General features: G+C 46.1%; 11 protein-coding genes. All 11 read left to right on the top strand.

The window, feature by feature from the left end; genetic code table 11:
- Window positions 1-4: 4 nt before the first annotated feature.
- The 11 genes from BC351_RS35540 (at window position 5) to BC351_RS35585 (ending at window position 13111) form a co-directional block, all read left to right on the top strand.
- Window positions 5-1045 carry an ABC transporter ATP-binding protein gene (locus tag BC351_RS35540; protein ID WP_079420009.1) on the top strand — a complete coding sequence of 347 codons (1041 nt, stop codon included), beginning with the start codon at window positions 5-7 and terminating at the stop codon, window positions 1043-1045.
- Window positions 1035-1991, top strand: a complete 957-nt coding sequence (locus tag BC351_RS35545; RefSeq protein ID WP_079420012.1) for an ABC transporter ATP-binding protein — start codon at window positions 1035-1037, stop codon at window positions 1989-1991. Before BC351_RS35540 ends, BC351_RS35545 begins: the two co-directional genes overlap by 11 nt.
- Window positions 1992-2142: 151 nt before the next feature.
- Window positions 2143-3777 carry a bacillithiol biosynthesis cysteine-adding enzyme BshC gene (bshC, locus tag BC351_RS35550; RefSeq protein ID WP_079420014.1) on the top strand — a complete coding sequence of 545 codons (1635 nt, stop codon included), beginning with the start codon at window positions 2143-2145 and terminating at the stop codon, window positions 3775-3777.
- A gap of 12 nt (window positions 3778-3789) precedes the next feature.
- Window positions 3790-5052, top strand: a complete 1263-nt coding sequence (locus tag BC351_RS35555; RefSeq protein ID WP_079420017.1) for an adenosylhomocysteinase — start codon at window positions 3790-3792, stop codon at window positions 5050-5052.
- A gap of 194 nt (window positions 5053-5246) precedes the next feature.
- On the top strand, window positions 5247-5417 hold the full coding sequence (locus tag BC351_RS42555) for a hypothetical protein (RefSeq protein WP_158082343.1): 171 nt from the start codon (window positions 5247-5249) through the stop codon (window positions 5415-5417).
- A 199-nt stretch (window positions 5418-5616) separates the two neighbouring features.
- Window positions 5617-6789: a DUF4349 domain-containing protein gene (locus BC351_RS35560; RefSeq protein ID WP_158082344.1), complete on the top strand. Its 1173-nt coding sequence runs from the start codon at window positions 5617-5619 to the stop codon at window positions 6787-6789.
- Between the two features lie 119 nt (window positions 6790-6908).
- Window positions 6909-7346, top strand: a complete 438-nt coding sequence (mraZ, locus tag BC351_RS35565) for a division/cell wall cluster transcriptional repressor MraZ (RefSeq protein WP_079420022.1) — start codon at window positions 6909-6911, stop codon at window positions 7344-7346.
- A 50-nt stretch (window positions 7347-7396) separates the two neighbouring features.
- Window positions 7397-8347: a 16S rRNA (cytosine(1402)-N(4))-methyltransferase RsmH gene (gene rsmH, locus BC351_RS35570; RefSeq protein ID WP_079420024.1), complete on the top strand. Its 951-nt coding sequence runs from the start codon at window positions 7397-7399 to the stop codon at window positions 8345-8347.
- Window positions 8348-8367: 20 nt separating this feature from the next.
- Complete coding sequence (ftsL2, locus tag BC351_RS35575; protein ID WP_079420026.1) at window positions 8368-8802, top strand: cell division protein FtsL; 435 nt, start codon at window positions 8368-8370, stop codon at window positions 8800-8802.
- Between the two features lie 15 nt (window positions 8803-8817).
- The gene (locus tag BC351_RS35580; protein WP_079420029.1) at window positions 8818-11097 is read left to right on the top strand and encodes a penicillin-binding transpeptidase domain-containing protein; all 2280 of its coding nucleotides are present in this window, start codon (window positions 8818-8820) and stop codon (window positions 11095-11097) included.
- Between the two features lie 85 nt (window positions 11098-11182).
- Complete coding sequence (locus tag BC351_RS35585) at window positions 11183-13111, top strand: stage V sporulation protein D (protein WP_079420031.1); 1929 nt, start codon at window positions 11183-11185, stop codon at window positions 13109-13111.
- The last annotated feature ends 69 nt before the right edge of the window (window positions 13112-13180 follow it).

The following is a 13180-nucleotide window of genomic DNA, read 5'->3' on the forward strand; positions in this document are numbered from 1 at the left end:
AATAATGATGAGCATCAAAGACAATTTACTTGAAGTTAAAGATTTAAGGGTTTCTTTCCAAACCTATGCGGGAGAAGTCCAAGCTGTTCGCGGCGTATCTTTTTCTTTGAAAAAAGGTGAAGTGTTGGCGATTGTAGGTGAATCCGGCTGCGGTAAATCCGTTACGGCACAAACGCTCATGCGTTTAATTCCTACTCCGCCTAGCTATATAAAGAGTGGCTCCATCCTGTTCGATGGGAAAAGTGATATTACAAAGCTTTCCAACAAGCAAATGGAGAAAATTCGCGGATCCGAAATCGGCATGATTTTCCAAGATCCAATGACATCACTCAACCCAACGATGAAAGTCGGCGATCAGATCACAGAAGGTTTGATCAAGCATGAAGGTTTGAGCAGAAAAGCGGCAACAGAGAAAGCGATTGAGATTCTTAAATTAGTTGGGATCAACTCGCCGGAAGGACGTATTCATCAGTATCCGCATGAGCTTTCTGGTGGTATGCGACAACGTATCATGATTGCAATCGCACTGGCTTGTTCGCCTAAGTTGCTAATTGCCGATGAGCCGACGACTGCTCTGGATGTTACAATTCAAGCGCAAATCATTGATTTGATGAAGACCATTTCGGAGAAAACGGACTCTTCTATTATCTTAATTACACATGATCTTGGTGTCGTTGCAGATATGGCACAGCGTGTCGTTGTTATGTATGCAGGTAAAATTGTCGAACAAGGGACTGTAGACGAAATTTTCTACGATCCACAGCATCCTTATACATGGGGCTTGCTTCGCTCGGTGCCTCGTTTGGATACGAATAGTAATGAAGAGCTTGTCCCGATTCCGGGTACGCCGCCAGATCTATTTGCACCTCCAAAAGGGTGTGCTTTTGCAGCCAGATGTCCATACGCCATGAATCATTGCCTGGAGGAAGATCCGGAGCATACAACGCTTTCGGAGACTCACAGCTCCGCGTGCTGGCTGTTGCATCCTGATGCACCGAAAGTTGAACGTCCTGTAGGAGTAGGAGGTCATCAACATGTCCAATAAACCTATTTTGCAAATTCGCAATATGAAGAAGCATTTTAATCTTGGCAATGGCAAGGTGCTTAAGGCCGTCGACAATTTCTCGATAGAAATCAATCGGGGTGAAACCTTTGGTCTCGTTGGGGAATCTGGTTGCGGGAAATCGACAGCTGGACGTACGATTATCAATCTGTATGACGTCACGGAAGGCGAAGTTATTTTCGATGGCGAAAATGTTCACAAGATGAAAGGCAAGAAGCTGAAGGATTTTAATCGGAATATGCAAATGGTATTCCAAGATCCGTACGCTTCCTTGAACCCGCGTATGACCGTTGGTAATATCATTGCAGAAGGCATTGATATCCATGGTCTATACAAAGGGGCTAAACGCAAAGAACGCGTGATGGAATTGCTGCGTGCTGTTGGTTTGAATGATGAGCATGCCAGCCGGTTCCCGCATGAGTTCTCCGGCGGCCAACGCCAGCGTATCGGGATTGCCCGTGCTTTGGCGATTGAACCTAAATTTATTATCGCGGATGAGCCGATCTCGGCCTTGGACGTATCTGTTCAAGCTCAGGTTGTTAATCTGTTCAAAAGATTGCAAAAAGAAATGGGTTTGACTTATTTGTTTATTGCGCATGACTTGGCGATGGTAAAGCATATTTCTGATCGTATCGGTGTTATGTACTTGGGCAACCTTGTTGAAGTTACGACATCCGATGATCTTTATGCGAAGCCGCTTCATCCTTATACGCAGTCATTGCTCTCGGCTATTCCGATCCCGGATCCAGAGATTGAACGTACGCGTGAGCGTATCATTCTTCAAGGTGACGTGCCAAGTCCGCTCAACCCGCCAAGCGGCTGCCCGTTCCGTACGCGCTGCCCGCAAGCAATGGCGAAATGTGCAGATTCGATGCCGCCTACCAAAGAAGTGGAACCACATCACTTTGTTGCTTGTCATTTGTATTAATTTGCTCGGCCGTCCCTTAGGGGCGGCTTTTTGTCTTGTTCGGATTTTAATTGTAATTTTTAAAAATACAGTTTTGACGATTTCGGGGCTTACGTGTACAATCAAAGAATAGCTGTTTTATTTGTTGTGAAGAGGAGACACAAGAAAGCTTATGCAAATCGATACTTTTCATTGGAAGAAAAATCAGATATTGGCGGAAGATTATATTGGTCAATCGGATCAAGCAAAAGCATTATATCCGTATCATTTTGGAAACGTAGAAGATTGGCAATCCCGTGTAGATTGGTTGGACGAAGGCGGCACTTCGCTGCGGGCTGATCGCGGGCGCTTGGTGGAAGTGCTGCAAGCTTATAATGAACGTATTGGCAACTCACAGGCTGCTGTCGAGCAGATTAAAGCACTTGCAGGGAAGGATGCGCTCGCGATAGTAGGGGGGCAGCAAGCCGGCTTGTTTGGGGGTTCGCTTTTGGTCATGTACAAAGCGATTACACTTATTCAATTGGCGCGTGAGTGGAGCGCGAAATTGGAGCGCCCAGTCGTGCCTGTTTTCTGGATTGCAGGCGAGGACCATGATTTCGATGAAGTCAATCATATACACATGTTATCCCAAGCTCAGCAGATTGAGAAAGTGAAGATGGATCATCCGACAGGCAAACGGACATCAGTCAGCAGACTGCCGCTTACGGCTGAAGCATGGAAAGAAGCACTGAACGCCTTGGATCAATCATTAATGGATACGGAGTTCAAAGCATCCTTGCTAACAAAACTAGAGAGGACTGTGGTTGACGAGGCTTCCTTATCCGATGCATTTGCACGATGGATGGCCATTTTATTTGGCGAATACGGACTTGTTCTCATAGATTCGGATGAGCCGAATCTGCGTGCGCTGGAAGCATCCATGTTTGAGCAATTAATCGTTCAGAATGAAGCTTTGACAGCCTCGCTGCTGACAAGTCAGGATGAGGTCACACAAGCGGGTTATGGCGTTCAAGCGGAGATTACGCAGGAAAGCGCTAATCTGTTTGTCTTTGCTGGTGAGCAGCGTCTGCTTTTGCACCGTGAGGGGAATTACTTTGCGGATAAGAAGAATGAGCATCGCTTTACTAAGGAGCAATTGCTTGATATGGCTTTGACAACGCCTGAACAATTGAGCAATAACGTCATGACGCGGCCGCTGATGCAGGAATTTCTATTCCCCGTTCTGGCGACGGTTCTTGGAGCTGGTGAAATTGCCTACTGGGCGTTAACGAAACACGCTTTCGAACAATTTGGCATGAAAATGCCCATCTTGGCGCCGCGGCTGGAGTTTACACTCATCGAAGGTACCGTTCATAAGCAAATGAACAAATATGAGTTCACTTTTGCTGATGTGCTTGAACGTTTTGAACAAAAGAAACAAGCTTGGCTGGATGCGCAAGATACGCTGCAGTTAAACGAACGTTTCGATGTTGTGAAAAAGGATTTCCATGCGAGCTACGCGCCGCTTGTCGAAACATTGGCTGCAATCAATCCCGGTGTCAAAAAGCTGGGGGACACGAATCTCTTAAAGATTCTTGAACAGATCGAATTTCTTCAGCACAAAGCAGGGGAAGCGTATAAAGCGCAGTTCGATGCAGCACTTAGACAATTGGAGCGCATACGCCTAACAATATTACCGTTAGCAAAGCCGCAAGAAAGAGTGTATAATGGGTGTGCTTATCTAAACCGATATGGGAATGATTGGCTTCGTGATTTAGTGGAGAATGCAATACCTGTAGACGGTTTGCATCGTGTTTATTATTTATAGGAGGAATCGACCATGACAACTGTTGACAAAAGTATTGTAACTGATATGGCTTTAGCGCCAGACGGACATTTAAAGATTGACTGGGTTCAGGCTCATATGCCTGTTTTGAATCGCATTCGTGAGCAATTTGAGAAAGAGCAGCCTTTCAAAGGGTTGAAAGTGACGATTTCTTTGCATCTAGAAGCGAAGACGGCCTATCTAGCCAAAGTGGTTAAGGCTGGCGGAGCAGAAGTTACAATTACAGGCAGCAACCCGCTTTCAACGCAAGATGACGTTTGTGCGGCGCTTGTGGAAGACGGCATCACTGTATATGCCAAATATAATCCAAGTCCGGAAGAGTACAAGGAATTATTGATTAAAGCGCTTGAAACAAAACCTGATCTTATCATTGATGACGGTGGCGACTTGGTTTCCATTCTACATTCCGAACGCAAGGATTTGGCTGTGCAAGTTCGCGGCGGTGCGGAAGAAACAACAACAGGTATTCTGCGTCTGAAAGCGATGGATAAAGAAGGGAAGCTTGAATTCCCGATGGTTGCTGTGAACGATGCTTTCTGTAAATACTTGTTCGACAATCGGTATGGAACAGGGCAATCGGTATGGGATGGCATTAATCGTACGACGAACTTGGTTGTGGCTGGCAAAACCGTTGTTGTTGTCGGCTACGGCTGGTGCGGTAAAGGTGTTGCGATGCGTGCGAAGGGTCTGGGCGCGAATGTTATCGTTACAGAGATCGACGCTATCAGAGGCGTTGAGGCGTACATGGATGGTTTTGCTGTTATGCCAATGGTAGAAGCGGCTAAGCTGGGTGACTTCTTCGTAACTGTTACAGGGAATCGCGATGTTATTCGCGGAGAGCACTACAAAGTTATGAAAGATGGAGCTATTCTTTCGAATGCAGGCCACTTTGACGTAGAAGTGAATAAACCTGAACTTGAGGCTATGTCTTCTTCCAAACGTACTGTGCGTCGCAATATTGAAGAATATCAATTGACGGATGGCCGCAAAATCTACGTCCTTGCTGAAGGTCGTCTCGTGAACCTCGCTGCAGGTGATGGACATCCGGCAGAAATTATGGATATGACGTTCGCGCTGCAAGCGATGTCCTTGAAATATGTCAACGATGAGTATGAAAAGTTGGGTAAAACCGTTGTAAATGTTCCTTATGTTTTGGATGAGCAGGTGGCTAGATTCAAACTGGAATCATTGGGTACTAGTATTGATTTCTTGACGGAAGAGCAAAAAATGTACTTAGACAGCTGGGCTGAGCATTAAACGATAAAGATGAGCCTTTCAATCCACTTTGGTGGTTGGGAGGCTTTTTTTGCTGATTTCCTGCAATTCTGCATCCTTTTTGGTCTTGGAAAGCCACGAATCAATAAATGCCTGCGATTGTGCAGGTTTTTGAGGGTTTTTCTTGATTAGGGGGGGGAAACGCTTAAAAAGCCTGCATAATCGCAGGCTTTCCTGTGTTTCAGCTGATTTCGCCGGAAAAGCCTGCATTTTTGCAGGCTTTGGCTATTGCTGTATCTGTGCACCAGGATGGAAGTGTCCGAAATGGGGAGATAGGCTTCGTCTTCCGTTTGACTAAGAATGTCACTTTGTCTGTTGGCGGTGAGAAGGGGGACATCTTGCCATGAGAGAACCGGTCTTTCCAGATTGGAATATCGAGTCAGCCAGAAAAGAAGCCGCTTCATTCGAGTGGATGGATGGCATTCACGCATTTAAGATTGGAATTTCTTGTTGTTGCTCCAAATGGGCAATCATCTATGCAACTTTTCTTGGGCGCACTCCGTTTATAGGGTGTGCGACCTATATTTGGAAAAGAGGGGTGCTATCATGGGGGGCTTGAAAAGTAAAGAGAACAGCAGACGAATGCAAGGGCAGAGGTATGGAATGCTGACAGCAGGTGGAAGGAAGCAAGGGGGCGAGCGAAGGAGGAAGCAAGGGAGGAAGTGGACAACGTCGCATATATTCGTCGTTTGTATCCTAGTTGTTGCCCTCTTGTCCGGCTGCAGCTCAGCTGTTAACGACACAGCCAAGTCGTCGTTGGCAAACGAAACGAGCGATCAAATGCATGTGGATGGCAAACAAGCTGAAATGGCCAAACGCTCCGAAGATAAGGCTGCTGCTGTGCCTGCTGCTCAAGCTGGAAGCGGACAATTGGCTGCCGAGAAGTCGAAGGATGCTGCATCGATTAGCGTGATGCCGGCAATCGGAAGCGATGAAGCGGCAGGTTTTAACCGAAAGTTAATTTATCGTGCTAATTTGGTTATGCCTGTGGAGGATTACAGCAAGTCGCAAACGGCGCTTCGTGACCTGGTTACATTAAGCGGCGCTTATATCCTGCAGTTCTCTGAAAATGCCAACACGGGGGAGCGGGGCGGTACATACACGATTAAGGTAGCTGCGAACGGATTTGTTTCCTTATTAGACGGTTTGGAGAAAATTAGTCCGTCGCTGCAACGGAATGTACAGGGGCAGGATGTGACCGAACAATACGTGGATCTAAGTTCCCGCCTTAAAGCCAAAGAACTGGTTGAAGCCCGCTTGCTTAGCTTTATGGAAAAGGCATCGAAGACGGATGATCTGCTGGCCTTCTCGAATGAGCTTTCCAAAGTTCAGGAGACGATTGAACAGATTAAAGGTCAAATGAGATATCTAGATCAGAACGTAGCGTTCTCTACAATTGAGCTGCGGATATATCAGCGAACTGGAAACAAGCCGCTGCTCGCTGATCCGAATCAATTAACGCTTCAAGAACGGGTTCACAAAGCTTGGAGTTCCAGTCTCAATGTTCTTGTTGCCGTGATGCAGGGAATTCTTGTTTTCTTGGCTGCAGCATTTCCTGTTATTGTAATTGCTTTGTTGATTGGGACGCCGATCTGGTTGTATAGACGTAAAAGAAATAGGGAATTACTGGCGATGCGAAATGAGCTGAAAGCGCAAAATGCTTCGCTGAACGCATTGGATGGTGAGAAACAAGAAACAAAAGACATCGAATCGCCCTAAAATTGAAATTAATTTTGAAAATCCTGCTCCCGTAGCAGGATTTTTTTCATTTTTGGCGAATTATGATTAAAAAGTGGTGGAAAGTGGTACAAAGTGGAGGGAAAGGGGGCGCGCATGCTATGTTCATGGGTGAATATCAACATAGCATCGACGAAAAGGGGCGAATGATCATTCCCGCCAAATTTCGTGAAGCCCTTGGAGAATCCTTTGTTATCACCCGCGGCTTGGATCAGTGTTTATTCGTCTATCCGCAGTCGGAATGGGCAATACTTGAGCAGAAGCTCAAAGCGCTGCCGCTCATGAAATCCGATGCTAGGGCGTTTACCCGCTTTTTCTTCTCCGGAGCTACGGAGTGCGATCTTGATAAACAAGGGAGAGCGAACATTCCAGGTAATCTCGTTGATCATGCCAAGCTTGAGAAAGATTGTGTGGTTATCGGTGTTTCTAACCGAGTTGAGATTTGGAGTAAGCAAATTTGGGAAAGCTATGCCAATGAATCGGAACAATCCTTTAATGAAATAGCAGAGAAACTCGTCGATTTCAATTTTGATTTATAGATACTTACGAAGTGAGTTTTCCCAAAAGAAAGCTCTTAGGAGGACAACAAGTGTTTCATCATGTGACTGTACTTAAGGAAGAATCTGTTGAAGGTTTACATATAAAGCCGGATGGTGTTTATGTGGATTGTACGATGGGAGGAGCAGGTCATAGCTCCCTGATTGCATCTAAACTAGGCCCCAATGGCTTGTTGATTGCTTTGGATCAGGATGATATTGCATTAGCCAATGCTCAAACGGTTCTTGCTCCTTATCTGGATCGCGTAAAAATTGTAAAAAGCAATTTCAGAGACTTGGAAAATGTACTCCGCAACGAGCCTAGAGCTCTTCGGGACGGCGTCCCTCAGGTTGACGGCATCCTATTTGATCTTGGTGTTTCCTCTCCTCAATTGGATGATGGAGACCGGGGATTCAGCTACAATCATGACGCAGAGCTTGATATGAGAATGGATCGTACAACGGCATTAACGGCCAAAACGATCGTCAATGAATGGTCGCCAGAGCAAATAGCTCGCATTTTGTTCGAGTATGGCGAAGAGAAGTTCTCCAGACGAATTGCAGGTGTCATAGCCGAAGCAAGAACCAAAAAAACGATTGAAACGACTGGGGAACTAGTCGAGTTAATAAAAGAAGGCATTCCAGCAGCAGCCAGAAGAACCGGCGGTCATCCGGCCAAGCGCAGCTTCCAAGCATTGCGCATTGCAGTCAATGATGAGTTAGGGGCTTTTGAAGAAGCGTTAGTACAGTCAGTTCGTTGTCTTGCACCGCAAGGGCGCGTTGCAGTGATAACATTCCACTCGTTGGAAGATCGTATTTGCAAACAGTTTTTCGTGAAAAATGTGGAGAAATGCACATGTCCTCCCGATCTTCCATTTTGCGTATGCGTGAAAAAAGGAACTGTCAAATTAGTGACGCGTAAACCGATCATACCTAGTGAGCATGAGCTTGAAGTGAATCAGAGGGCGAGATCAGCAAAACTGCGGATTGCAGAGAAGCTTTGAACCAAGGGAGGAACGAAGATATGCCATCTTACATTCAAGGCAATTTGGCTCTCGATCAGAAACGCGCTGTACCCAAGCAGAAGGTTAAGATCAAAGAAACAACAAAGGTTGTTTATCGCAATAAGTCATTGCCGACACAAGAGAAAATGCTTTATTTATTCACAGTCGTGTTATGTGTTATCGTAGCTGGCGTCATTATCTGGCGCTACGCGGCTATCTATGAAATGAACGCGAATATTCTAAAAATGCAAAATGAAATTCGCGAGATTCAAGCTCAGAACAGCGCTTTGAAGCAAGAAGTAGAAAAACTGCAAAGTCCAGATCGCTTAAAAGAGGAAGCCGCACGTCTCGGGTTTAATTTACAAGATGAGAAGCAAGTTAGCCTAGTGACGCCTCCTAAGTCGAAGTCTAGCACGAACAGCAGTAAAAATACGAAAACAGCTTCTAAACCGTAACGGGCAGGTATGGATATGACGAAAAAAATTAAGCTGCGATCTTTACTCATCGGAGGGTTTTTCACCCTTCTTTTTGTTGTCCTTGTTGGTAGAGTCTATTGGATTCAAGTGGTAGAGGCGTCTTGGCTGCTGAAAGGCGCGGAGACTAGATGGGAGACAGATAAGATTATTGCCCCTGTCAGAGGCACCATCATGGATAGAAATGACAAGGCGTTGGCCGTAGAAGGAACTGCTTATACGATTGCTCTCAACCCTAAAGTGATAGATGGCTATAAGGTTTCTGAACCAATTGTGCAGGGGCTAGCAGAGATTTTGAAAGAATCGGAAGAAACGAAACCGGAACTTGTTAATAAAATTAGGAAATTAGCAACGAGATTGAAGCAGGATGGATCAGATTTTGCTGCCAATGTGGAGATTAGGAATGAAGGCTGGAAAATTGATAAAGATAAAGCGGATAAGGTACGTGAGCTGATCAAGACGCTTCAAACTAAGCTCAATCTCTCTACCAGGGCGAATGTGGGAATTAGTATTTTAGAAGAGAAGAAAAGATATTATCCTGGTCAAACGCTAGCTTCGCATATTCTTGGTTACACGAATAAAGAAGGGGAAGCCGCATTAGGCTTGGAGCTCAAGCTCAATGATACACTCAAGGGCATTCCTGGCATGCTAAGCTATGAAAAGGATGGAAAAGGCGTTGAGCTGCCTGACGCCAAGGTTGATTTCAAACCTGCGGTTGATGGCAATAACGTACGGCTTACGATTGATAAGAACATTCAGTTCTATTTGGAAAGCGCGCTGGCGAAAGTCAACGACAAGTGGCACCCCAAGAGCTTAACGGCGATTGCCGTTAATCCGCAAACGATGGAAATATTAGGCATGGCGAACACGCCAACCTTTAACCCGAATACGTATTGGACGATTAAGGATCAGGCTGATTTTAAAAATGGCGCTGTGGCTTCACGCTACGAGCCAGGGTCGACGTTCAAGCTGGTCACGCTAGCAGGTGCAATTGAAGAAGGTGTTTTCAATCCTGCGGAGATGTACCAATCAGGACAAATTCAGGTAGCGGACAGAGTCCTTCATGACCACAATTACGTTGGTTGGGGGAAGATCTCTTTTCTGGATGGATTGAAACGGTCAAGCAACGTGGCATTCGTCAAGCTAGGTTTAGAAAAACTGACTGAACCCAAATTCAGAAATTATATTACCAAATTTGGGTTTGAGGAAAAAACGAATATTGATATGCCCAATGAAGTTTCGGGTTTAGTTGATATGAAATATAAGCCGGAAATCGCAACAGCGACTTATGGCCAAGGGAAAGTTGTGGTTACGGCTATTCAACAAACAGCCGCATATGCAGCAATGGCTAACGGCGGGAAATTGATGTGGCCTCATATTGTCAAAGATATTGTCGATCCGAAAACCGGGAAAACGATTCAATCTTTTGAACCCAAAGTGGTTAGACAAGTGGTTAGCGAAAAAACAGCGAATCTAGTAAGCGGGTATCTCGAGCAAGTTGTCTCTGACCAAGAGATTGGTACAGGTAAGCTTGCCTATATGGAAGGTTATCGGGTAGCAGGAAAGACCGGAACTGCGAATCTCGTTCGTCCCGGTGAAAAAACGTACTCGCCGAATACGTGGGTTATTTCCTTTATCGGTTATGCCCCTGTTGAAAATCCACAAATCTTAGTTACCCTGATCGCGGACCAGCCGGATCTAGGCGGCAACTATCATTTGGGGGGTCAGGTTTTGGCGCCTGCTTTTAAAGAAATTGTCGGAGAATCACTGCAATATATGGGCGTCGCGTCCAATAAGCAAACCAAGATGGTGGCGAAGGAAGCGAACAAGCTGACGGTTCCCAATTTCTCGGAATCAACGTCCGAAAGTGCTAAGGCAACTGCGAAAGAAAGCGGCCTATCACTTGAGGTCTTTGGCAAAGGCAATAAAGTTGTTGACCAATTTCCGAAAGCAGGAACAGAAATCTTGTCTGCACAACGAATTTATGTAGCAATGCAACCTGTGGATGGAATGCCATTGCCGAATTTGGTTGGACGATCCTTGCGGGATGCCGTCGAGGCTTGCTCCTTCTTCAAGGTGGATTGCCAAACATCAGGAGAAGGCTACGTCTCGGATCAAGCTGTATCCGGTGACGGAGAAGGGCGAAGCGCAACACTCCAGCTTAAGCCGCTGAGTGAGAAAACAGCGGCATCGGATTCTCAGGCGTCGGCTTCATCGACGCCGCCACCGAAAGCGAAAACAGAGGATCAACGATCTACCGGCAAAAAGGCTCCTTAACGGAGAGCTTGTTCTAACCCCTGTTTGTCCCGAATAGTCATGTTAGGAATGACTTGATTTATTTGGGAAGGGAGATTGAACGTTCATGCGTGTTTCTAACGTTACCGTTCGTCGCAGATTGTTTACTGCACTTATCATTAGCACCGTCATCTTCAGTGCACTTATCATCCGTCTGGCTTACGTTCAGCTATGGATTGGACAAGACTTGGCGAATAAAGCGGAAGATAGTTGGCGAAGGAAGATTGAGTTTGCGCCCAAAAGAGGCGAAATTCAGGATCGCAATGGGATTACGATGACCTATAGTATGAGTACCCCTACGATTGTGGCCATTCCTGTTCAGGTTCAAGATGCCCGAAGTACCGCAGCGAAGCTTGCAGAAGTGCTTCAAGGAAATGAAGAGGACATCTTTAAGCAAATTACCAAAAGAACCTCACAAGTCGATATAAAGCCTGCTGGGCGAAAAATAACGATTGAAAAGGCGCAGGAAGTCCGCAATCTTCATCTTCCCGGCATCGTGGTCGCAGAAGATAATAAAAGGTACTACCCCTTCGGCAATTTAGCGGCGCATATTCTTGGCTTCGCTGGAATTGATAAAGGAATTACGGGGATTGAAGCGAAATATGACAGCCAATTGACCGGGATACCCGGAAATATTTCTTATATGACGGATGCTGCGGGCAGAACGCTGGAGGGGACAACGGATACGTATACGAGCCCCAAAGACGGCCTGAATGTGAAATTAACCATCGACAGTCATCTGCAGTCTGTGATGGAAAGAGAATTGGATCAAGCGATGGTGCAGTACCAAGCGCAAAATGTTGTCGCCATTATGATGGATCCGAATAATGGCGAAATTCTCGCCATGGGCAGCAGGCCAACCTATGAACCAGGCAATTACAAGGATTTTCCGAGCGAAACGTATAATCGGAACTTGCCCATCTGGAAAACGTATGAGCCAGGCTCTACTTTCAAAATCATTACGCTGGCAGCTGCGTTAGAGGAAAAAAAGGTCGATCTCAAAAATGAGCAATTTTTTGACCCTGGTTTTATTGAAGTTGGCGGAGCTAGGCTGCGCTGCTGGAAGCGTGGCGGTCATGGCAGTGAAACGATGCTGCAGGTGGTGCAAAATTCCTGCAACCCTGGTTTCGTTGTTATGGGGCAGCGCTTAGGCAAGGAGAAGTTGTTTGACTATATTTCCAAATTCGGTTTTGGGAAGAAGACAGGGATTGATCTTGGCGGGGAAGAAAACGGGATTATGTTTAAGCCGTCACAAGTCGGACCGGTTGAGCTGGCAACAACGGCTTTCGGTCAAGGGGTGTCGGTAACGCCAATCCAACAAATCACGGCGGTATCCGCAGCAATCAACGGCGGCAAGCTGTTTAAGCCTTATGTGGCCAAATCGTTCACAAATCCGGATACGGGCGAGGTTGTCAATGTCGTTGAGCCGCAATTGGTGCGTAATGTGATCTCCGAAGGAACCTCGAAGCAAGTCCGTGAAGCGCTTGAAAGCGTTGTGGCTCTGGGGACAGGACGAAATGCTTTTATTGACGGCTACCGGGTCGGTGGCAAAACAGGAACAGCGCAAAAGGTAATTAATGGTCGTTATTCACCGGATGAGCATATTGTTTCTTTCATCGGCTTTGCGCCGGCAGATAATCCGAAGATTGTTATCTATGCTGCTGTTGATGACCCGAAAGGCATACAGTTTGGCGGGCTTATCGCAGCCCCATTAGTGAAGAACATGATGGCTGACGCACTCCGATATATGAAGGTCGAACCCGATAAAGCTCAGCTCAATAAAGAGTATCGTTATGGGGAAATTCCGGTTGTTGAGGTGCCGGACTTGGTTGGAGCGTCAGTTGATGATATATTAGAAGATCTGAACATGAATTTTAAGCTGGCGAAGTCGGGAAATGGCAACTATGTCATTAGTCAAGCGCCTAAGGCAGGCTCGCGTGTGGATCAAGGCTCAACGATTCGAATCTTTTTATCCAATACGCCTCCCCCGCAGTAAATGGGGAGGAACGGTCAAAAAAGATTTCGAATGTAGACATGTTTTGCTTTTCCAACTGCATAAAATTGT

This window comes from Paenibacillus ferrarius, assembly GCF_002027705.1.
Taxonomy (GTDB): Bacteria; Bacillota; Bacilli; order Paenibacillales; family NBRC-103111; genus Paenibacillus_E; species Paenibacillus_E ferrarius.